The following is a 20443-nucleotide window of genomic DNA, read 5'->3' as shown; positions in this document are numbered from 1 at the left end:
GCACTCCAATGATCAAAAAGTACAATTTTTTGATCATAAATCACCTAACGTCTTGGTTTTTTATCTTTCATTATTGGCCTCATTCCTGTGCTGCTGGCTTTGGGCATAGAAAAATAACAATAAATTGGAGAAGAGATATGAAAACACAAGTTGCCATTATTGGTGCTGGCCCATCAGGTTTGTTGTTGGGGCAATTGTTAGCAAAACAGGGTATTGACAACATCATTATTGAACGTGTGTCCGGTGAATACATTCTTGGGCGTATCCGTGCCGGTGTATTAGAACAAGGCATGACGGACTTATTGCGCGAAGCGGGTGTTGGTGAACGCATGGATCGTGAAGGCCAAGTGCATCATGGTGTCGAGCTGGCGTTCAATAATAAGCGCGTCAAAATTGAGCTAGAAAAATTAACCGGTGGTAGCACGGTAATGGTGTACGGCCAAACCGAAGTGACCCGCGATTTAATGGACGCGCGTGACAGTGCGGGGCTAACCACTTATTACGAATCCAGTAATGTGGTGCTGCACGATGTGAAAAGCGATGCACCTTATGTGACGTTTGAGCAAAATGGCGTCGAGCATCGTCTTGATTGTGACTATATTGCCGGTTGTGATGGCTTCCATGGTGTGTCTCGCCAAACGATTCCGGAATCGTCCCGTAAGGAGTACGAACGCGTGTATCCGTTCGGCTGGTTGGGTGTGCTGTCTGACACACCACCGGTGAATGATGAGTTGATTTATTGCAAAACGGATCGCGGTTTTGCCATGACCAGCATGCGGTCTGCCACACGTTCTCGTTACTACCTTCAGGTTCCGTTAACGGACAAAGTCGAAAACTGGAGCGATGATGACTTCTGGACAGAGCTAAAGCGTCGTCTACCGGATGATGTGGCGGCAAAATTGGTCACCGGGCCAAGTATCGAAAAAAGCATCGCGCCATTGCGTTCGTTTGTGTGTGAACCGATGCAATACGGAAATTTGTTCTTAGTGGGTGACGCGGCGCATATCGTACCGCCAACCGGGGCAAAAGGGTTGAACTTGGCCGCGTCCGATGTGGCGACCTTGTATAAAGTGATGACTCGCGTTTACAAAGAAGGCGACAAAGAGTGTATCTCTCAATATTCCGACATTTGTTTACGTCGTGTTTGGCACGGTGAGCGTTTCTCATGGTGGATGACCAGTATGCTGCACGATTTTGGTCAGGGCGATGTGCACGATACGGATGCCGCTACGCATGAAAAATTCATGAGTTCGGAGCTGAATTTTTACACCGACAACGAAGAAGGTCGTCGCGTGATTGCGATGCAATACGTTGGCTTGCCTTACGAGGATTTGTCCTAAATAGCCATAACAAGAGATTGCACCGGAAATGTTATACCGTCGGCGGCAGTCTCTTGTTAGGTTGTTAATGAAACCGTTGTTTGGCTGGCGTGTTTAGCCGCAGCACTTTTTGTATTTTTTATTGCTTCCACAGGAACAGGGATCGTTACGCTGGGGTGTTTTTTCGACTATTTTGGTCGTGGGTTTATTCAGTACGATATCCAGCGCGGTAATATCTTCCGCTTTTTCACTGTCAATATGAATAATTGCGACTAAGTCGTTCGCTAATAATAGGGCGTTGATTTCACTTTCACGCTCGGTGCTTTGGACGTGTAAGATCAGCGGGTTTTCTTCACTGCCAGATTTTACGTTGGGTTTAGGCTGGTAGTTGCCTAGATTATGTTTACCCATGATATCGGGTCGACCACGATAGAAGAATTTAGACACTGCTGTTCCTAATGATGTGTAAAACCACTCACGGCGAGCGGTTTAATGGCGCGGAGTTTAGCAGAATTTGCCGTGTTTAGCGCGTGTCTTGAAAGCGCAGATTTTGGCGTTGATAGGGCCGTTTTTCAGGTGCATTTAGCAAGGCGCAACAGCGATTCCGACTAGGATAGCGGCGTTTTTGTTGTTTGGACGAGTCATTTTTGTCGATAAAAATGGGGGCTAAATGGCATTTTTTGATTTAAATTTGCGAAAAAATGAAAGGTGTTTGTCTCTTTTTAAATAACGTTTTTTTATTTTTTATTAATTTATATCAATAGCTTATGTCACGGTGTTTTGTTTTTGAATTGACTGAAAACGCTTCGTTTCTCAAAAAAAACAATGTGGCTATCCAATTTTTCAATATCTTACATTTATAATCAATTACCTTTTTGAAGAGTGGCTTGCTAGTCTACAAAAACGCAGAAAGTTCTAAAAGTTTGGTTAATAAAAACAACATGACTACTTTGGAGTCGATCATGATAAAAATAATAAAGCATGCTGCCATCACGGCAGTCGCTGCTTCCGCAATTGTCAGTGTTCAAGCAAACGCATCCGCAGAATATACGTTGCGCTTTAGTCACTTTTTCCCAGAAGTTTCCGGTCCTAGTAAGGAATTGTTTCAAAAATGGGAAGAAGCGGTTGAGCGTGAATCAAACGGTCGCATCGATGTTCAGATTTACCCTTCTAGTACCTTGGCAAAGCCACCGGCTCAATACGATGCGGTAAAAAACAGCATTGCTGATGTGGCGGTTGCGGTTCAAGGCTACACAGCTAATCGTTTCCCATTAACACAGATTGTTGAATTACCAGGCGTGTCTCAAAACGCCGCGCAAGGTTCTTGTATTGTTCAATCCTTGTACGATGAAGGCCTTATCTCTAAAGAATACAGCCAAACCAAACCTTTGTTCCTATTTACACATGGACCAGGCGGTATCCACACCACGAATAAAGAAATCAAAGTGCCTCAAGATCTAGAAGGCCTTCGCATTCGTCGTCCAACGGCCGTAGTGGCGAAGCTTCTTGAAGGTCTTGGTGCTCAACCTGTAGGCATGCCAGCGCCAGATTCTTATCAGTCTGCGCAACGTGGCGTTATTGATGGGGTGGCTTTGCCATGGGAAGGTCAATATACCTTCCGTCTAAACGAATTGACGCAGTACCACACTGAAGTGGGCGGTCTTTACGCTCTGACGTTTATTATGACAATCAACAAATCTTTCTATAACCGCCTACCAGCGGACTTGAAGAAAGTGATTGATCATAACTCCGGTATCGAATGGTCTGAAAAAGCCGCGGCTGTATTTGATGATTTGGATGCGAAAGGTCGCGCTCAAGCCATTGAAATGGGTCAAAAGATCAATGTGATCGAAGGCGGCGCAGAGAATCCTTTGTGGAAACCTGTGCTTTACCAAGCGACAGAAGAGTATTTGGATGAGTTGCAGAAGAAAGGGTTACCTTCTTACAAAGTGTATGCTCGTGCAGTTGAACTATCTCAATCAGCTTGTAAATAATAATAGCTAAGAAATGATGACATCGCGGTAGTTGGAGAGTGTTAATGAAGGTAATAGCTCGAATCATAGAGCGTATCACGCATGGAATGCACTTATTGGGCGGAGTGTTTTTGATCGCTATGATGGTGGTTACTCTGTTGGACGTTTTCACCCGAGGTTTGTTCACGGTAACGAATGGTGCAATCGATTGGACCATTCTAGGTGGCATTGAGTTGGTGAAATACAGTTTGTTGTTTACCGTGCTCTTCATTCTGCCGCATTCAGTGAGCCGCTCACAGGTCATCGTTGACCTGTTTACTGAGCGGCTACAACCAAGAACCAAACAAGCGTTGGAAGCAATGTATATCTTTTGCTTTGGTTTGATGGGGGGGGGGATGAGTTACAGCTTCTATCATCTGGTTGAAGAAGCCGCGATGACGTACGAAACCACTCAGGATTTGTTAATTCCATTGACGTATTTTTATGTGATTGCGTGTTTTGCAACCGCGATGCTGGCTGTTTCCGCAGTGATGCACACGTTTCAACTATTATTTTGCGGGAAGGCTAAATCATGAGTACTTCATTAATCGGTCTTATTTGTATAGCCGCCATGTTGTTGCTAATTGTGCTGCGCGCACCGATTGCTTTAACCATGGCGTTGGTCGGATTTGTTGGCTTTGGTTGGATCGTAGCGTTTGATCCGGCTGTTTCCATTTTAGCAAGCGGCCCATTTGAAACCTTGTCAAATTACAGCTTCAGCCCTGTTCCTATGTTCATCTTGATGGGGGTGTTTGCGTCAAAAGCAGGTATGTCCCAAGAATTGTTCCAAGGGGCGAGAGCCATGTTTGGTAGCTGGCGTGGCGGTATGGCGCTAGCGGCAGTGACGTCTTGTGGTATTTTCTCTGCCATTTCAGGTTCTTCTATGGCGACAGCGGCCAGTATGTCGCGAGTGGCTCTGCCAGAAATGGAGAAAAACGGCTACGCACCGACGCTGGCGACGGGCGTGCTGGCTGCGGGCGGTACGTTGGGTATCATGATTCCTCCTTCCATCGCCCTGTTGTTGTACGCTTTGATTACCGAACAATCGGTTGGCGCAATGTTTATTGCGGGGGTAGTTCCTGGTTTGCTTGGTTTGGTGATGTACGGTTTGACGGTGGCGGTGTTGGTGACTGTATTTCCTCATATTGCTCAACCGGGTAAAGCCACTACGTTAAAAGAGAAGTTCCTAGGGTTGAAAGGGCTGGTGCCTTTTACTGGCGTGTTCTTGTTTATCATCGGCGGTATTTACACGGGCTGGTTCACGCCAACAGAAGCGTCTGCCGTAGGCGCAGGGGCGACGTTGCTGATCGCTGTATTGCGAGGCATGCGCTTTGCTCAGTTCAAAGAAGCCGTAGGCGAGACATTGATTATGTCTGCGATGATCTTTTTTATGATCATTGGTGCTGAAATTTTCGGTTATTTCTTATCGGTATCACGCATTTCATTTTCATTGGTGGAATACGTAGACAGCTTGCACTTAGGCCCTTATATGGTGCTGTTGTGTGTACTGATCCTGTTTATGTTGTTGGGGTGCGTGATGGACAGTATTGCGATGCTGCTGTTAACCGTACCTGTGGTGTATCCGCTGATTGAAGCGGCAGGTTTTGATCCTATTTGGTTTGGTATTGTTGCGGTGATTACGGTAGAGCTGGGGTTAATTACCCCGCCTGTGGGGATGAACGTATTCGTTATCAAGTCGGTGGCCCCGCATATCTCCATTGGTGATATGTATAAAGGGGTTATGCCGTTTGTTATTTCGGATCTATTGCGTTTGGCCTTGATCGTGGCTTTCCCTGTCTTGGCGGTTGGTCTGCTGTAATGGTTTAACATGCTGTACTAAATGGCATGCAGAATAAAAAAGCGGCTCACTTCAGTATGATGAAGTGAGCCGTTTTTTTTTGTTTTTCATGGGAGTGTTGGTTGTTCTTTGTGGCTCAGGTCGCTTTGTTTTGTGGGCGTGCTTGTGTTGTTGTGCCTGTGTTGGTGTGCAAAGATGTTTTAATCTAATCGGGTCAACCAAGTAAACATGGCTTCAACCGCCTGCTTGGACCAATTTTGTGTGGCTTTTTCTTGCGCACTGGTCAGATTTTTTGCAATGCCTCTGGCGCTGGCTGTCCAAGAAGCAAGGCGAGTACCCGTAGGTCCGAATAATTCTAAGGTGCCGTCTTCAAACACATAAAAACGCCCACCTTGTGTTTCATGGTGCTGTGACGTTCGGCTATTGAGGGTAAACAGGGAGCCACGTTTTGGCGTCAAACCAAAATGCGATAGGGCGCTGGCAATCGTATCGGCCTGATCTGTGCCTGATGCATCAAATCCATAAGTACTCAATGCCAAGCTTAATTGTTGCTCGGTGTTTTGAATGTCGGCGTCGGCTTCGCCCGCCATGGTTCGCTGAGTGGAATAGAGGCTGAGCTCTTCTTGATACGATTGGCGTTGTGCAAAATACGGGATCAATTGCATGTAGGTCTGCCAATCTTGGTCTGCAGGACGTTGGTTCTGTTGAGTTGACAGTGACGATGCCAACGAACGTATTTTGTCGTCGGTGTCTTGAATGGCGCTTTTTAGTTTACTGACCATGCGACTACGATCGATAGATTGCAGTGCATAGACGTAGTTTCTTCCAGCAAAACGCTGTTCGTTTATGGCTTGTTCCAGTTCGATTGGCGAGGTGGTGACTTGTGTGTAAGCGGTCTCAATTTTGGAAACCTGCTCGTTGCCTTGCCCAGAGCGAACTTGGGTGTCTTGGGTATTAATCTGACTGACTTTTGTCCGCAGTTGCTGAGCAATGTGGACGTTGCCGCTTTGCTCGGCTTGGGTAAATGCCAACGCCAGATTTTCAATGCGCGGTGCGCTGCCGACGCCGTATAGATGGCGGCTGTCTTGAGGTGGAGAAGATACCCAGCTTGGCAAGGTGTCTTCTTGGCTCGATTTGTTGGCGGAGCCTAGGCAGCCTGTTAAGCTAAGTAGAATGCTTGTTAATAGCGTCCAGCGATACGGTGTCGGCAGGGCAGAAGCGGTCATGGTTAGAAGAAGCCTTTATCTGCCAATTTTTTGATTTTCTTCTGGCCGTTCCAGACTTCACGGTTTGTCGTCATATCAATCAATTTTAGGTCGACTTGATAGAAGCTAACACGCTGGTCGCCATTAGAATCGATGATGGAGTTGATTGTGCCAGATAAAGCAAAACCTGCACCTTGCTCAAGACCAAATTTGGCGACGGTTTCTGGGGCCGCGTTGAGTTCTTGTTCTTCACGTTCGTTGCGAATGTCGTCACGTTCGGCGCCAGACACCACAAAGTCCACTTTGCCTGCGCGTAATAGGCTGCGCTTGATGTCATTGATAAAGGTGTCGACGGGAATGTGTTCCGAGGTCTTGTTACGGATGTTTTGGACAATGACAGTTGGGTTGCCTTTTTGACTAAAATTAAAGTCACGGAACCACGGGAATGTGAGCATGTCGCCCATCATTTCTTCTGCCACTAGACGAGAGTCGGTGTCATTCCAGCGGTCTGAAAGCGCGACTTCTTCGTTGGTGTCTAGGCGTTTTACGCTGCCAGAACACGCGGTTAATAGCATGGCCATCGCCAAGGTGAACATTCCCTTCCATGATAGGAAAGCCCATTTAGACTGTGTTTGCGTACTCATGTGCATAAGATTTTCCTTGCGTCCGTATTAGCCTGAGGTCAAGCCGTTAGTGTAATCAATTTAATAAGGGTTGCGTAGATTCCAAAGTGTAATTTTCTTGGCGTCTAATTGTGTTTTGCCAAGCGAAAACGTGTGTCGATTGACACGGTATTCTGGCGTATAGCTGCCGGCGGCCAAAGGCTCACGGGTCAGCCTGATTTGCGCTGGAAGCATCAGCCAATTGCGAGTGTCAGCGGCGGAGGACGCAAACACGGCCACTTGGCCAATCAGGTTTAAAATCAGGCTGGCGCTGTCGTCTTTCACATTGCTGGTAACTTGGTACGCCAACCAGCTTCTGAGCAACTCTCTGATTAAACCTTCGTAAATGTCTCGTTGGGCTTGTGCCAGCTGCTCTTGAAAGGCGATATCAGCCAATGATGACATTCTCATGCCTTGGTTGGATGAGGTGATGGTATCGCTAATGTGCAATGTGGGTTGCTGTTGGTCCAGGGTGAAACGACGATAATATGGCACGGTAACGCGAATTGTTTGTTCCGTCAGTAGCTTATCAACGTCCATAGATTGCAGTTGCTGCCAGACTGGTCGTCCTAGAATCACGCGTTTGGTAAATATGCCCGAAAAGGTTCCCCATGCGCCGCCGGCTTTGTAGTTGGCGATCAGATTGAGTGGATTTATGTCGGCGTACACCATGGTGAACCAACGAAACGCGTCGTTTTCCTCTATGGTGCCGCCTCCGTGAAGAGGCTCAAGCACTAAGGAGTACGCACGCGGGTCGGCATACAGCAGCAAGCTCATTTCGCTTTTGTCTGGAATAAAGCCCTGATGTTCCAGCACCACTAATTCTGCATCGTCTGGGTGGTACTGTTTGAGGATGTCTTGCATAGCAGGAGACAATTTGGCTTGGATTTGTGCGTCGATCTCACTTTGGCTAAAACCGCCTTTTTGCATCATACGAATGGCGTCTAGCCATGCGCGTTCCGAGGTCGTCGCCGATAACGCGTATTGTTTGGCATACCCATCTTGGTAAAGGTTGGCGGCTTTTTGATAGCTGATACGAGCGTCGTCGTATTCGCCATCGATTTCATATTGGAGGCCTTCCATGTATCGTGCCCATGCATCATCACGGTACAAAAATTTATCAGTATCGCGTCCGCCAGTGTAAAAATCGCCCAGCCAACTGAGTGCGTCTTTATAAAATGCTTGGTTTTCTCTGGCGTTCAAATCTTGGTAGCTGGGGTTTTGTGCGCGGATTTCATTTAGCTTGATGTCAATACGTCGCACCTCAACCAGCGCAGCGTCGCTGAGTTGGCGTTTTTTGATGGTGTCTTTTTCTTGTTTCGCAAGAGCAAGGTAGTTCATGGATTTCAGGTAACTGATGTATACCCGCTCTAAACCACTACCTCGATAATCACTTTGTCTGGGGTTGCTGAGTAAGGCCCAAGATCGATTGGAAAAATTCTCTGGGAAGAAGGTGTCGCTGAGTTTCTCGGCTTGTTCCAATAGGGTGTTACTGCGCGCATAGTCACCTTGGTTTTGGGCTAGTGCCCCAATTTCCATGTAATACAGTAACTTGTCTTGTTTGCTGTCTAGAACTTCTTCTAGTTTGCCTTCGGCTTCTTTCCATTCGCCTGCTTTGGCTAAACTCAATCCTGCCTCAATGTCTTGCTGATAGGTTGCGCAGCCACTTAATACACTCACACTAATCCATAGAAGGAGCGATCTCACATTACATTCCTTTTTCTAAAAATTGATTGGCAATCAAAACGCCGAATAACGCAAAACAGCCCAAGTAGAGAATGAGCCAGCGGGCTTTTATGCAGTTTGGACACGGTTTCTTTTTCTTTTTCATGACAACTTTCCAAGGGTGGAGAGCGCACTATTATGCAATAAAAAAGGAGGCACGTGGCCTCCTTTTTTTGATCACTCAATGGTTATTTATTGAGTTGTTTCAGCTTGTTGTTTCTGTAGGCTTTCTAGGTATAGCGCATCAAAATTAATAGGAGCAAGCATAATCGCAGGGAAGCTGCCTTTCACAACGATGGCGTCGATGTTTTCACGCGCGTATGGGAATAAGGTCGCAGGGCAGAATGCGCCCAATGCGTGATGCAATTGCTGATCATCAAGACCAGAAATCACAAACAGACCGCCTTGTTGAATTTGTACCAAGTAACCAGTTTGTCCGCTATTTTTCACGGTAACCGTAATTTCTAGTACCACTTCGTATACGCTTTCGCCCACTTGGCGGCTTTTAGTGTTCAGTTCTAAGCCAACTTCTGGTTTCCATTCTTCTTGGAAAATCATTGGTGAGCGTGGAGACTCAAAAGAAATGTCTTTTAAAAAGACGCGCTGCATAGAAAGTTGAGGTGCTTGCGCTTCTTGTGTTTGTGCTTCTTGAGTTTCTGCAGTATCGGACATCTTGGTTCCTTTTCTATCGTTTTTTATGTTGTTGTTTGGTAATACGTGCCACGTAAGTTATGCGTGAATGCATCATTGGAACGCTGGCTTTTAGGCAAGCATGGCGTCCAGTTTTTGTTCACGTTCCAGCGCATAAAGATCGTCGCATCCACCAATGTGTTGTGCACCAATCCAAATTTGTGGAACGGTGTGACGGCCGCTTTTCTCCATCATTTCTTGTCTTAATTCACGCTCTCCGTCGACACGGATCTCATTAAAAGCAATGTTTTTTGCTGTTAATAATTGTTTAGCTCTAACGCAAAACGGGCAGTAATCGCTCGAATAGATAGTGACAGTGGCCATAATATTTTCTGTTACCCTTTAACCAGTGGCAGGTTGGATGATTGCCATTCAGCAATGCCGCCTTGAAGTTTATACACCTTGCTAAAACCCGATTTTTTAAGGTCTTTAGCGCTTGCTCCAGCGGTCACGCCAGATTTGCATACTATGATGATTGGGGCATCTTTGTGTTTCTCAAGACGTTTCATGTTGTCTTTCATTTTCGCCGCAGGAATGTTCATTGCCCCTGTGATGTGGCCAGCGCTGAATTCTTTTTCTGGACGAATGTCGACAACAACCGCGTCTTCAGCGTTCATTAGATTGGTTGCTGAGGAAGGAGAAAGCCCTTGCGCGCCACCTTTGCTTTCGACAAAAAGTAAGGTTGCTAGAATCGCGAAAAAGACAGCGACCATTTCCCAGTGGTTAATAGAAAATTCAATAAGTTGGTTCATCATAATCGTAAGGCCCATATTTAAACTGCGAGCATTATACACGGCCAATAGAATCGGTACATACTCTGAGAAACCTTTGTGCGATGGCTTTGCATGTTAATTTATCTGGTTAGGTGGCGGCGGTCGGAGTGTGACGTGAGGCAAAAAAACGAGCCACATGGGGCTCGTTCTTCGTGTTATTCGATTGCTTGGTTATTTTGCGCTGGTGGAATCAAAGATTTTATCCGCGTTGCCTTCAATGAAGCTGTCGAACAACTCACCGTTTGGCATAGTGTGACGACGGGCGAATTCATAGAAACAGCTAGGGATGGTTTTTTGTACGCCATCGGAAAAGGTGTAGTCGACCTTGTCGGCCATGGTAGAAGATTGTTCTAAAAAGGACTCTGGAGAGCCTTTTACCAATCCACCTACTTGGTTAAGGGCATAACCTTCGTTCAGCAACAAGGCGTTCACGTCTTCAATGGTAGGGAACCGCTTCAAATGGTTGATGCTGACGGTGAAGTGGTTGGCTTGTAAGCCCATTGTGGACAACCATGCTGCGTACTCACTGTGTTCAGCCAAAGCAAGGTATTCTGCTTCCGTTGGCGTTTCCCATAGTTTACCGGCCCAAAAAATGGCAGGTGTTTGTACGGCGTCCGCTGGGATCTGTGCAACCAGTTTGCTAATGATCTCTTGGCAGTGAGCGGGCAACTCTTCCACTAATAATTCAGAAAGAAAGACTTTCGGGGAATCAACATCTGTTTGGTGTTTGTAACAACGTGCTTTCAGGTGTTTGCTTTCGAAGTTAAACGCACCGTAGGCTTTATAGCCAATGGCTTCTAGTTGCGGCTCTAGTTTTTCCAATGAAACAGGCGAATGGTTAAACGTACGAAACGCCACGTGGTCGTTCAGTACGGTTTCACCGTGGCTTTTAAACAAGTCTTGAATGCGCTGTGCCTGTGGGGTGATAACCGTGTATTGATCCCATAAGGACGCAAAAAAATCGGCTGGTTTCATGAAATTCTCCTAAGTGGGCGGATCGAAGTAGAGACAGTCTCTAACGAATGACCATTACTCTAGTTCACACTTTGTCGTCGATGCAAAAGGTAAAAACGCACGTTGTGATGCGTAAAAGTTATGCGAGCCGATTGTCTGTTGCGTTTTTAGGGAGGAACAGTTGCTGCTTCGCGGTCAAAATGGTGTTGATCAGATGCGCTGGGAAGCTGCGTGTTTTTTTGTGCGCTAAGCCAACCGCACGTTTAAGTTTGACGTCGTTCAACGGGCGCAAACAGAGATCGTTACGGCCTCGTGACGAATGTTCGGGGATTAAGGAAATGCCCAAGCCCGCTGCCACTAAATCCAGTGCGTACTCTTCGGTTTTTACCTGTGCTCGAATATCAGTGGTGAGTTCCTGTTTTTGTAAGAGGTAGTTCCACGATTCCAAAATGTCGCATGGCGTTCTGGAAATAAAGGGTTGCTTGTCTATTTGTTTGATCGAAACAGAAGGGAAATCGGCCAGCCAATGATCTAACGGCATGGCAATCACATAGTCGTCTTCCCAAAGTGGATAAAAAACGTCTTCTTCTGTGGTGTAGCGATTACAAGTGAAGCGCAGGTCGGCACTTTCTGACTCGTCGACCAGTTTTAGGGTGAGCCCATGTACTTCGTCGAGCATGGTTTTAATCACTTGGCTAATAAGTGCACCAGATAAAAACGGCGTTAAGGAAATCGATAGCGCAAGCGGCGTTGGCGTGTCACTGAATAAGCTGCGCATAGCGCTAAGGTCACTGACCATCTTGCAGGCATGGGGGTAAAGTTGAGATCCGCTGTCGGTGGGCGATACGCCTTTTGAGTGACGGACAAAGAGTTTGGTGCCCAGATCGTCTTCGAGCTGCGACACCGTCGTCGATATGGAAGGTTGCGCCACAAAGCAACGCTTGGCGGCGGCGCTTAGACTGCGTTCTTCATAGACCGCAATAAAGTAACGTAGTGATCGAATGTCCATCTGTGTGCTCTTTTTGTGTTTATTCTTTTGCCCATCGACCGTAGTAACGATTGATCCCCTGATTCTTTTCAATATACCTATAGGTTTATTGTCTTGCTATAGGAAAAAGCTAGACCACCAACAGAAAAACGGTATTTCTCATTTTTTACGGAGGCCGTTAAGGTGGAGGAAGTTCACTATTATTGATAAATACACACATTACAGAGGTTTATATGTCACTGACTTGCTTAGACACACTGGGTATCAACACACTGAAACAAGGCGATATTTTTTTCAGCGTATTAACAGGCAATACACTTACTTTGGGTGAAGGCAGCGCTTTTTCTGCGCACAGCCCGATTGACGGTGCAAAATTGTCTACTTTTAATAATGCGACGCCAGCTCAGTTAGAGGCCGTAAACGCAGAATTAAAAGACGCATTCAAAGTATTGCGTACCATTCCTGCACCACGTCGCGGCGAATTGGTTCGTCGTATTGGTGATGAAGCGCGTAAATACAAAAATGAATTGGCTCAAGTGATTTCGTTGGAAGCGGGCAAAATCGTTCCTGAAGCGTTGGGTGAAGTACAAGAATGGATTGACGTATGTGATTTCGCCGTGGGTCAATCTCGTATGTTGCACGGTTTGTCTATTGTGTCTGAACGTCCAGGCCACCGTATGATGGAGCAGTGGCAACCACTGGGTCCGGTTGCAGTGATTACCGCGTTTAACTTCCCGATGGCCGTTTGGGCGTGGAATGCAATGTTGGGTCTTGTTTGTGGCGACCCTATTCTATTGAAACCCTCTGAAAAAGCGCCGCTGTGTGCTTTAGCAATGTACCAAATCGCGCAAAACGTGATTGCGGACATGCCTGATATCCCTAAAGCGGCGGTGTCTGTGATGATTGGTGACCGTGATTTGGGTGAAGCGATTTCAGCAAGTGAAACGTTCCCTCTCGTGTCGGCGACCGGCTCTACAGCAATGGGTCGTGCGGTTGCGAAAACTGTGGCGGGTCGTTTAGGTCGTTCTTTGTTGGAGCTGGGTGGCAACAACGCCATGATCGTGTCTAGCACAGCGGATTTGGATCTTGCTTTGCGCGCTATAGTATTCTCTGCCGCCGGTACTGCTGGTCAGCGTTGCACAACATTGCGTCGTTTAATCACGCATGAGTCTGTGGTGGATGGTTTGGTGGATCGTTTGGCGAAATCTTACGGTTCTCTTCGCATAGGCAACCCATTGACGGAAGGCAGTCTTGTGGGGCCTCTGATTGATGAAGGCAGCTTTAATCGTATGCAAGCGGCGTTGGAAACAGCGAAACAGCAAGGTGGCGAAATTATTTGTGGTGGCGATCGTGTGACAGAAGGCGTGCCAGCGGGTGGTTTCTATGTGAAGCCTGCGATTGTTCGCATTGCCCACGATGCGCCGATCGTACACGAAGAAACCTTTGCGCCAATTATGTATGTATTGACGTTCAGCTCGTTTGACGAAGCGATTGAAATCCAAAACGAAGTGCCTCAAGGTCTGTCTTCTGCTGTGTTTACAGAAAGCATGCGTGAAGCCGAGTTGTTTATGTCTCCAGCGGGTTCTGACTGCGGTATTGCCAACGTGAACATCGGTACATCCGGTGCGGAAATCGGTGGTGCGTTCGGCGGTGAGAAAGAAACCGGTGGCGGTCGTGAATCGGGCTCTGATGCGTGGAGAAACTACATGCGCCGTACAACGAATACCGTGAACTACGGCGGTGACTTGCCATTGGCTCAGGGTATTGTTTTCGAATAATTGTTTTCTCTCAAACACAACAGGCGAGATTTTCTCGCCTGTTTCAGTTTTGCTGTAGGTTTTGGCCAATTTCCTTTTTAGGGTCGTCTTATGTCTGAAAAAATCTGTAATTCGTTATGGCGTGCAAGCTCTCCTGATGCGCCTGTTTTAACGCCGTTGGAAGGGCGTATGGATGTGGAAGTCGTTATTGTCGGCGCGGGTTTTACAGGGCTTTCAGCGGCGTTGCATTTGGCCAAGTTTGGCGTATCTGTGGCGGTGGTTGAAGCCCAAGAAGTTGGCTTTGGTGGCTCAGGACGAAATGTGGGTTTGGCGAACGCTGGTGTTTGGTTGGAGCCCGATCAGCTGGATCAAGCCATTGGCGTGGACGCTGGTAATATTATGTACAAGGCGTTAGCGGCGGCTCCCGACTGTGTGTATGGCCTGATAAAAGAATACGATATTCAATGCGAACCCGTGCGTAATGGCACCTTGCATGCGGGGGTTGGTAAAGCTGGTTTAGCGCAATTGCAGCGTCGCTATGAGCAAATGAAAAAGCGCGGTGCGCCCGTTGAGTTACTGGATGCCGCCGAAGCGCAAGCGCGCATTGGTTCTAGCAAGTTCAATTCTGCATTGTTTGACCCAAGAGCGGGGACGATTCAGCCATTGGCGTACGCCAGAGGGCTAGCGCATGCGGCGTTGAAAGAAGGCGCGAAACTGTTTGATCAATCGCCTGTGAGTAAAATTGAGCCCGCTGAAAACGGCTGGGTTCTACACACGGAAAAAGGCGAGGTTCACGCTGAAAAAGTGATTCTTGCGACCAATGCGTATTCGGAATTTGGTGTGAAAGAGCAGGCGCGTAAGTTTGTGCCAATCTTTTATTCCCAGTTGGCGACTAAGCCATTAAGTGACGCTCAATTGGCTAGCGTGTTGCCGAATAAAGAAGGCGTTTGGGACACCTGTACAGTGATGAGCTCTTTTCGTTTAGACAATCAAGGCCGCTTGGTGTTTGGTGGAATGGGCGGCGAGGGCAGTGTGTTGTCGAATTGGGCGACGCAGCGCGTCACAGAATTGTTTCCGATTCTGAGCAAGGTGGAATGGGATTATTGTTGGACAGGTAAAATTGCCTACAGTGAAGACCATTTGCCGCATTGCCAACAACTGCAAAAAGGCTTGTTCAGTGTGGCCGGTTACAGTGGTCGCGGTATTGGCCCTGGAACGGTAGTGGGTGCCGAGTTGGCGGAATGGCTGTCAGGTCGTCGAGACAGTTTGTCGATTCCAACCACCATCCTTAGAGATATTTCGTTTCGAGAATTGAAGCGCTTATTTTACGAAGTGGGTGCTCACACTTACCATCTTGGTCAGCAGTCCCACGCGTTAAGCTAGAAGCGATAAGTAATGGTATGAAAACGCATCTTTATGGTGCGTTTTTTATTTTACTGTTTGGGAATAAGAGAGATATAGGATACAGTTATTCCCTTCTTGGTCCTGTTTATGAGTAACGTCTAGATGCGCCGTTATATCCCATCGTCAACCGCTTTAAAATGCTTTGAAGCTTCTGTTAGACATTTAAGTTTTACAAAGGCGGCAGAAGAATTACACCTTACCCAAAGTGCGGTTAGCCGACAAATTCGTAATCTAGAAGAATTTCTTTCGCGTGACCTGTTTATTCGTTTAAACAAGCGATTGGTATTAACGGGAACGGGGGCGGCGTATTACAAAGAAGTGGTGCCTCTGTTGGACGGAATGGAAAACGCCTGTTTACGGATGTTGCATCGCGAGGACGAGAAAACCACATTGACGATTTCCGCGCTTCCGACGCTGGCATCGTATTGGCTCATGCCTCTTCTGGCTGAGTTTCAACTGGCTCACCCTCAGTTTCAAATCAAAGTACGTTCATTGGATGATGCTGCAAAGATAGATCCAGAAAGCATCGATATTATTTTGCATTATGGTGGCGATCATTGGCCACGCGCTATTTCTCATCAGTTGATGAAAGAAAAGGTGATAGCGGTGTGTTCTCCTGCCTTGTTGGAGCGTATTGGAGCGGATCGTGCGCTAGATAAAATGACAGATGCATGGCGAGTGGAAGACGTGACCGCGTTTCCTTTTTTGCATCTGTCATCGCGTATTAACGCTTGGCCCGATTGGATGGTCGCGCAGGGCCTCGAAAGTGGTTCTTTTGCGGGGGCGTCGTTCGCGCATTTTCATATGTTGTTGGAAGCGGCGAAAAACAGCATGGGCATTGCGATCATGCCGACGATTCTTGCGCAACGTAGCATACAAAATGGCGAGCTGGTGGCCCCTTTTGGTAGTGCGGTGATTACCCCCCATGAGTACCTTTTGTCGTACCCTGCGGATAAGGCGGATTTGGAGCAAGTGGTCATCTTTAGAGACTGGCTGTTGGCAAAACGAAGTGAACTGCCTGCTTCTTATTAATGAAATTAATAGTCCGAATAGAGACTCGAGTCTGTAACTAAATTACAAGCCTGTGATAGTATCGAGTCATAATCATGATCAATTTACGGGATAGATTAACATGAACAAAAAGACCACAGCCCTCTTTATCCTTGATGGATGGGGATACAGCGAAACCTCTACTTCTAACGCGATTGCTGCTGCGAACACGCCTAACTGGGACGCGTTATGGAGCAATCAGCCGCATACTTTAATCAAAACATCCGGTCTTGCCGTTGGTTTGCCTGAAGGTCAAATGGGTAATTCTGAAGTCGGTCACATGAACTTAGGCGCTGGCCGCGTGGTGTATCAAAACTTTACTCGTATCGGCAAAGCCATTGAAGATGGTTCGTTCTTTGAGAACGACGCGCTGGTCAATGCGGTCGATAAAGCGGTGAAGGCTGGCAAGGCTGTGCATATTTTAGGTTTGCTGTCTGATGGCGGCGTTCACAGTCACCACGAGCAGATAATGGCAATGTGTGAGTTAGCGGCAAAACGTGGTGCGAAAGCGGTTTATGTGCATGGCTTTACGGATGGTCGTGACACGCCGCCTCGTTCTGCTAAAACACCAACAGCTGAATTGGAAGCTAAGCTTGCTGAACTCGGTGTTGGTAAAATAGCTACCTTGACGGGGCGTTATTATGCGATGGACCGTGATAATCGTTGGGATCGTGTGCAAACAGCTTATGATGCCATTGTTCTAGGCAAGGGCGAGTTCCAAGCTGATACAGCTGAGGGCGCGATTCAGGCCGCTTATGATCGTGACGAAAATGACGAATTTGTAAAAGCCACTATCGTTGGTGAGTCTGCACCAGTTCAAGATGGCGATGCGATTATTTTTGCTAACTTCCGTCCTGATCGTGCGCGTCAATTAACTCGTGCTTTCACCGATGCTGACTTTGATGGTTTTAAACGCGCTGTTTATCCAAAACTTGCGTCTTTTGTTACCTTCACTGAATTTGCTTCCGATATTAAAGCCGATGTGGCGTTTCCTCCTATTGCTTTGACGAATACATTGGGTGAAGTGCTAGCCAAGCATGGTAAGAAACAATTACGTATTGCTGAAACTGAAAAATACGCTCACGTAACCTTTTTCTTTAACGGTGGGGAAGAAGCGTTGTTTGATGGCGAAGAGCGCGAGTTGATTCCTTCACCGAATGTGGCCACTTACGATTTGAAACCAGAAATGAGCGCGCCAGAAGTGACTGACAAGCTTGTTGAAGTGATCGAAGCGGGTAAATACGACACTATTATCTGTAACTTTGCCAACGGTGACATGGTTGGTCACAGCGGTATTTTCGAAGCGGCAGTGAAAGCGGTTGAAGCGGTTGATGCCTGCTTAGGTCGCATTATTGATGCGTTGAAAGTGAATGGTGGCCAATGTTTGATTACCGCAGACCATGGCAACGTGGAGCAAATGTTGAGTGATGACGGTGCGCAGCCTTTAACATCTCATACGATTGGACCTGTACCATTGGTGTTGTTTTCTCCTTCTCAGGGTTTAGGGTTGAAAGAAGGCGCTTTGTGTGACCTTGCTCCCACTCTGTTGGACATGATGGGCATGGACAAGCCGGCGGAAATGACGGGTGTGAGCTTGCTCACGCGGGCTTAAAATAGTGATGATGTTATTATCACGTTGCCTTCTTTTGAGTTTGTTACTGCTGTCCAGCGCGAGCTGGTCAGCAGGCGAACCACAAACTCCAGAAGAAGCTAAGCAGCAGATTCAAGCATTGCAAAAAGACCTTAAAAAGCTCAATACCTGGCTTAAAGATCTGAAGTCTGAGCGGTCGGATGTGGAAAAACAGCTTGAAGGAAAAGAGAAAGATATCCAAGAGTTGTTAAAAAAGATTCTGACCATTCAGCAAAGTCTTCAACAAGGTGAAAAGCAGCTGGGTGAATTGAGAGTCCAGCAGCGCTCATTGCAACTGAGTATCCAGCAACAAAATGACCAAATAGCCGCCCAATTAAGGGCGGTTTATCGTTCAGGCAATGAAGAAAGTATTAAGCTGCTGCTGAACGGGGACAACTCGGAAGACGCCCAACGCTTGGTGCAATACAATCGTTATTTTTCCAATGCGAGACAATCCTTGGTAAACGGATTCGTCAACGAAGTCAGCGATCTGAACTTGGTTGAAAAAAGCATCCGAAGCCATCGAGCACAGCAAGCCAAAGAAGAAGTCTCTCTCAAAGAAGAGCGTCGTCGCTTAACGGCGCAACAAGCAAGCCGCCGAGAATTATTGGCGAAATTGGACCGTGATTTGGCCAAGGGCGATCAGCGCTCCAAACAGTTACAGCAAGATCAAAAAGACTTACAGGACATGTTGAAGCGTCTAGAAGAAGCGCTGGCTGACATTCAAATACCCGATCAAGACGTGCCTTTTTCATCACAACGTGGCAAGTTAGTTCGACCTTTAAAATCCATTAATGAATTGTCAACCAATGGCAGTATTAACCTAGGTGGCGTGACATTACGTGCGAAAGAAGGCGAGCCAGTTCATGCTATTTTTTCAGGGCGGGTGGTGTTTTCAGATTGGATGAGAGGGTTTGGCTTTTTACTTATTTTAGATCATGGTGATGGCTATATGTCATTATACGGATACAACCAAAGCCTGCTGAAAGAAGTGGGGGAATGGGTCGGTGCAAATGATACGGTTGCGATGGCTGGTAGCACGGGTGGTCGCCCTGATACCGCTTTGTTTTTTGCCATTCGACATAACGGAACACCATTAAAACCACTTTCTTGGGTAAATGCTGGGTAATATTCATGGCACACTGCATCCCACACCCGTGACAATGTTATAGGATAAAACATGATTCATTCTTTACGTCGACGACTTCCATTATTTTTTCTTGTGCTGTTGGTTCAGCCCAGCTTTTCTGCGCCGCTTCCTGTCACTGTTCAAGAGCCTTCCAAGTTGCCCACTGCGGAGATTCAATCGTTTGTTGAGACGTTCGAAACCATTCGTGAAGGGTACGTCGAAGTGATGTCTGATGAAGACATTTTGCATAAAGCCTTAAAAGGCATGGTGTCAGGACTTGACCCTCATTCGGAATACTTTACCAAAAGTGAACTGGTGGATTTCAATGAACTCACGTCTGGAAACTACGCTGGTATTGGCGTTGAAGTTGAAATGAAAGACAAGCGTTTGACGATTATTACGCCAGTCGATGGCTCGGCCGCCAAGGAAGCCGGTGTGTTGGCGGGGGATGTGATCATTAAAATAGACAATACCTTGATTACCGATCTTGGGATGCAAGACATTGTGACCATGATGCGCGGGGAAATTGGCTCCACTGTTACTTTGGATATTGAACGTGATGGTGAAGTAAAGCATTACGAGCTGACTCGTCGTTTGGTAGAAGACGCCAGTGTGACGGACAAATGGTTGGACGATGGTATTGCGTATTTTCGTATTAGCCAATTTCAGGGTGACAGCAGTACGGAGTTTTCCCAGGCTATTGATAAGCTGAAAGCCGAGCATAGTATTCAAGGGATTGTTTTGGACTTGCGAAATAATCCCGGTGGCGTATTACAAAGTGCCGTTGGCGTGGTCGATGCTTTTATTAATAAGGGCATGATTGTGTACACCAATGGTCGACATGACATGTCAAAAAGCCAATTTATGGCAACGGAAAAAAATACCAAGTTAGCGACGGTGCCTGTGGTTGTGCTGGTCAATGAAGGTTCTGCCTCTGCGTCAGAGATTGTCGCTGGCGCATTACAAGACCATCGTCGAGCGTTGATTATGGGGACAGAAACCTTCGGTAAAGGTTCAGTGCAAACGGTTGTCCCTCTTTCTAATGGCGATGCGGTAAAGTTAACAACGGCTTTATATTATACGCCTAACGGGCGTTCTATTCAGGCACAAGGCATTACTCCTGATTTGGTGGTGCCGCAGGCAACCTTGACGTTTGATAAAGGACAGTTTTTTGTCAAAGAGGCCGAATTAAAAGGGCATTTGGGAAATGGAACTGGCGGCGAAGAGCGTACGAGTGCGGATGTAAAATCGGATATTGGTGAGTTAGCGAAAAGCGATTTTCAATTGTTTCAAGCATTAACCATTTTAAAAACGCTGCCAAAGTTCACGAGTAAGAATTAAGTTTTT

General features: G+C 46.9%; 20 protein-coding genes. 10 read left to right on the top strand and 10 right to left on the bottom strand.

The features are described 5' to 3' along the window. The first annotated feature begins 137 nt into the window (after window positions 1-137). Window positions 138-1340, top strand: a complete 1203-nt coding sequence (pobA, locus tag AABA11_RS14490; protein ID WP_265727237.1) for a 4-hydroxybenzoate 3-monooxygenase — start codon at window positions 138-140, stop codon at window positions 1338-1340. 93 nt (window positions 1341-1433) lie between these two features. Here pobA and AABA11_RS14485 read toward each other — a convergent pair whose 3' ends face one another. After that, complete coding sequence (locus AABA11_RS14485; protein ID WP_265727238.1) at window positions 1434-1766, bottom strand: PBPRA1643 family SWIM/SEC-C metal-binding motif protein; 333 nt, start codon at window positions 1764-1766, stop codon at window positions 1434-1436. 515 nt (window positions 1767-2281) lie between these two features. On the opposite strand from AABA11_RS14485, the gene AABA11_RS14480 reads away from it, so the two are divergent. The 3 genes from AABA11_RS14480 to AABA11_RS14470 are packed head-to-tail and all read left to right on the top strand — an operon-like array spanning window position 2282 to window position 5150. Next, window positions 2282-3313: a TRAP transporter substrate-binding protein gene (locus AABA11_RS14480; RefSeq protein ID WP_265727239.1), complete on the top strand. Its 1032-nt coding sequence runs from the start codon at window positions 2282-2284 to the stop codon at window positions 3311-3313. Between the two features lie 44 nt (window positions 3314-3357). After that, window positions 3358-3867 (top strand): TRAP transporter small permease, encoded by a 510-nt coding sequence (locus tag AABA11_RS14475; RefSeq protein ID WP_338269049.1) that lies wholly within the window; start codon window positions 3358-3360, stop codon window positions 3865-3867. After that, on the top strand, window positions 3864-5150 hold the full coding sequence (locus AABA11_RS14470) for a TRAP transporter large permease (protein WP_265727241.1): 1287 nt from the start codon (window positions 3864-3866) through the stop codon (window positions 5148-5150). The genes AABA11_RS14475 and AABA11_RS14470 overlap by 4 nt, the downstream gene beginning before the upstream one ends. A gap of 179 nt (window positions 5151-5329) precedes the next feature. Here AABA11_RS14470 and AABA11_RS14465 read toward each other — a convergent pair whose 3' ends face one another. From AABA11_RS14465 to AABA11_RS14425, 9 genes are all read right to left on the bottom strand, one after another. After that, entirely contained in the window at window positions 5330-6355 is a 1026-nt protein-coding gene (locus tag AABA11_RS14465) for an LPP20 family lipoprotein (protein WP_338269046.1), read from the bottom strand. Between the two features lie 2 nt (window positions 6356-6357). Further along, window positions 6358-6984, bottom strand: a complete 627-nt coding sequence (locus AABA11_RS14460; RefSeq protein WP_338269044.1) for a penicillin-binding protein activator LpoB — start codon at window positions 6982-6984, stop codon at window positions 6358-6360. Window positions 6985-7038: 54 nt separating this feature from the next. Then, window positions 7039-8676, bottom strand: a complete 1638-nt coding sequence (locus tag AABA11_RS14455; RefSeq protein ID WP_338269041.1) for a COG3014 family protein — start codon at window positions 8674-8676, stop codon at window positions 7039-7041. 28 nt (window positions 8677-8704) lie between these two features. Next, complete coding sequence (locus tag AABA11_RS14450) at window positions 8705-8827, bottom strand: hypothetical protein (protein WP_265729509.1); 123 nt, start codon at window positions 8825-8827, stop codon at window positions 8705-8707. A gap of 86 nt (window positions 8828-8913) precedes the next feature. Continuing rightward, window positions 8914-9393, bottom strand: coding sequence for a protein-export chaperone SecB (gene secB / locus AABA11_RS14445; RefSeq protein WP_338269039.1), 480 nt, complete (start codon window positions 9391-9393; stop codon window positions 8914-8916). Between the two features lie 90 nt (window positions 9394-9483). Next, complete coding sequence (grxC, locus tag AABA11_RS14440) at window positions 9484-9735, bottom strand: glutaredoxin 3 (protein ID WP_338269037.1); 252 nt, start codon at window positions 9733-9735, stop codon at window positions 9484-9486. 11 nt (window positions 9736-9746) lie between these two features. Further along, the gene (locus AABA11_RS14435; protein WP_338269035.1) at window positions 9747-10166 is read right to left on the bottom strand and encodes a rhodanese-like domain-containing protein; all 420 of its coding nucleotides are present in this window, start codon (window positions 10164-10166) and stop codon (window positions 9747-9749) included. A 189-nt stretch (window positions 10167-10355) separates the two neighbouring features. Beyond that, on the bottom strand, window positions 10356-11159 hold the full coding sequence (locus AABA11_RS14430) for a DUF1338 domain-containing protein (RefSeq protein ID WP_338269033.1): 804 nt from the start codon (window positions 11157-11159) through the stop codon (window positions 10356-10358). Window positions 11160-11277: 118 nt separating this feature from the next. Then, the gene (locus AABA11_RS14425; RefSeq protein WP_338269032.1) at window positions 11278-12147 is read right to left on the bottom strand and encodes a LysR family transcriptional regulator; all 870 of its coding nucleotides are present in this window, start codon (window positions 12145-12147) and stop codon (window positions 11278-11280) included. A 212-nt stretch (window positions 12148-12359) separates the two neighbouring features. Between AABA11_RS14425 and amaB the strand changes: the two genes are divergently transcribed. The 6 genes from amaB to AABA11_RS14395 all read left to right on the top strand — a co-directional run bounded on the left by amaB (window position 12360) and on the right by AABA11_RS14395 (window position 20437). Further along, entirely contained in the window at window positions 12360-13904 is a 1545-nt protein-coding gene (gene amaB / locus AABA11_RS14420; RefSeq protein WP_338269030.1) for an L-piperidine-6-carboxylate dehydrogenase, read from the top strand. 90 nt (window positions 13905-13994) lie between these two features. After that, window positions 13995-15266, top strand: a complete 1272-nt coding sequence (locus tag AABA11_RS14415; protein ID WP_338269028.1) for an NAD(P)/FAD-dependent oxidoreductase — start codon at window positions 13995-13997, stop codon at window positions 15264-15266. Window positions 15267-15389: 123 nt separating this feature from the next. Next, on the top strand, window positions 15390-16319 hold the full coding sequence (locus AABA11_RS14410) for a LysR substrate-binding domain-containing protein (RefSeq protein ID WP_338269025.1): 930 nt from the start codon (window positions 15390-15392) through the stop codon (window positions 16317-16319). 100 nt (window positions 16320-16419) lie between these two features. After that, a complete protein-coding gene (gene gpmI, locus AABA11_RS14405; protein ID WP_338269023.1) occupies window positions 16420-17949 on the top strand; it encodes a 2,3-bisphosphoglycerate-independent phosphoglycerate mutase in 1530 nt (509 codons plus the stop codon). 7 nt (window positions 17950-17956) lie between these two features. Beyond that, a complete protein-coding gene (locus AABA11_RS14400) occupies window positions 17957-19096 on the top strand; it encodes a murein hydrolase activator EnvC family protein (RefSeq protein WP_338269021.1) in 1140 nt (379 codons plus the stop codon). A gap of 51 nt (window positions 19097-19147) precedes the next feature. Continuing rightward, on the top strand, window positions 19148-20437 hold the full coding sequence (locus AABA11_RS14395; protein ID WP_338269019.1) for a S41 family peptidase: 1290 nt from the start codon (window positions 19148-19150) through the stop codon (window positions 20435-20437). Window positions 20438-20443 lie beyond the last annotated feature (6 nt).

Source organism: Marinomonas pontica (genome assembly GCF_036322735.1).
Taxonomy (GTDB): Bacteria; Pseudomonadota; Gammaproteobacteria; order Pseudomonadales; family Marinomonadaceae; genus Marinomonas; species Marinomonas pontica.
The sequence above is the reverse complement of the archived record's forward strand: the minus strand, read 5'-3'. Positions and strand labels throughout refer to the sequence as shown.

What these genes read in the sequence shown, in the direction of transcription:
- secB (WP_338269039.1), bottom strand. Translation starts at nt 9,393, where the DNA reads ATGTCCGATACTGCAGAAACTCAAGAAGCACAAACACAAGAAGCGCAA.
- AABA11_RS14450 (WP_265729509.1), bottom strand. Translation starts at nt 8,827, where the DNA reads ATGAAAAAGAAAAAGAAACCGTGTCCAAACTGCATAAAAGCCCGCTGG.
- AABA11_RS14480 (WP_265727239.1), top strand. Translation starts at nt 2,282, where the DNA reads ATGATAAAAATAATAAAGCATGCTGCCATCACGGCAGTCGCTGCTTCC.
- AABA11_RS14410 (WP_338269025.1), top strand. Translation starts at nt 15,390, where the DNA reads ATGCGCCGTTATATCCCATCGTCAACCGCTTTAAAATGCTTTGAAGCT.
- AABA11_RS14460 (WP_338269044.1), bottom strand. Translation starts at nt 6,984, where the DNA reads ATGCACATGAGTACGCAAACACAGTCTAAATGGGCTTTCCTATCATGG.
- AABA11_RS14475 (WP_338269049.1), top strand. Translation starts at nt 3,358, where the DNA reads ATGAAGGTAATAGCTCGAATCATAGAGCGTATCACGCATGGAATGCAC.
- AABA11_RS14430 (WP_338269033.1), bottom strand. Translation starts at nt 11,159, where the DNA reads ATGAAACCAGCCGATTTTTTTGCGTCCTTATGGGATCAATACACGGTT.
- AABA11_RS14470 (WP_265727241.1), top strand. Translation starts at nt 3,864, where the DNA reads ATGAGTACTTCATTAATCGGTCTTATTTGTATAGCCGCCATGTTGTTG.
- gpmI (WP_338269023.1), top strand. Translation starts at nt 16,420, where the DNA reads ATGAACAAAAAGACCACAGCCCTCTTTATCCTTGATGGATGGGGATAC.
- AABA11_RS14400 (WP_338269021.1), top strand. Translation starts at nt 17,957, where the DNA reads ATGATGTTATTATCACGTTGCCTTCTTTTGAGTTTGTTACTGCTGTCC.
- AABA11_RS14465 (WP_338269046.1), bottom strand. Translation starts at nt 6,355, where the DNA reads ATGACCGCTTCTGCCCTGCCGACACCGTATCGCTGGACGCTATTAACA.
- AABA11_RS14425 (WP_338269032.1), bottom strand. Translation starts at nt 12,147, where the DNA reads ATGGACATTCGATCACTACGTTACTTTATTGCGGTCTATGAAGAACGC.
- grxC (WP_338269037.1), bottom strand. Translation starts at nt 9,735, where the DNA reads ATGGCCACTGTCACTATCTATTCGAGCGATTACTGCCCGTTTTGCGTT.
- AABA11_RS14415 (WP_338269028.1), top strand. Translation starts at nt 13,995, where the DNA reads ATGTCTGAAAAAATCTGTAATTCGTTATGGCGTGCAAGCTCTCCTGAT.
- pobA (WP_265727237.1), top strand. Translation starts at nt 138, where the DNA reads ATGAAAACACAAGTTGCCATTATTGGTGCTGGCCCATCAGGTTTGTTG.
- AABA11_RS14435 (WP_338269035.1), bottom strand. Translation starts at nt 10,166, where the DNA reads ATGATGAACCAACTTATTGAATTTTCTATTAACCACTGGGAAATGGTC.
- amaB (WP_338269030.1), top strand. Translation starts at nt 12,360, where the DNA reads ATGTCACTGACTTGCTTAGACACACTGGGTATCAACACACTGAAACAA.
- AABA11_RS14395 (WP_338269019.1), top strand. Translation starts at nt 19,148, where the DNA reads ATGATTCATTCTTTACGTCGACGACTTCCATTATTTTTTCTTGTGCTG.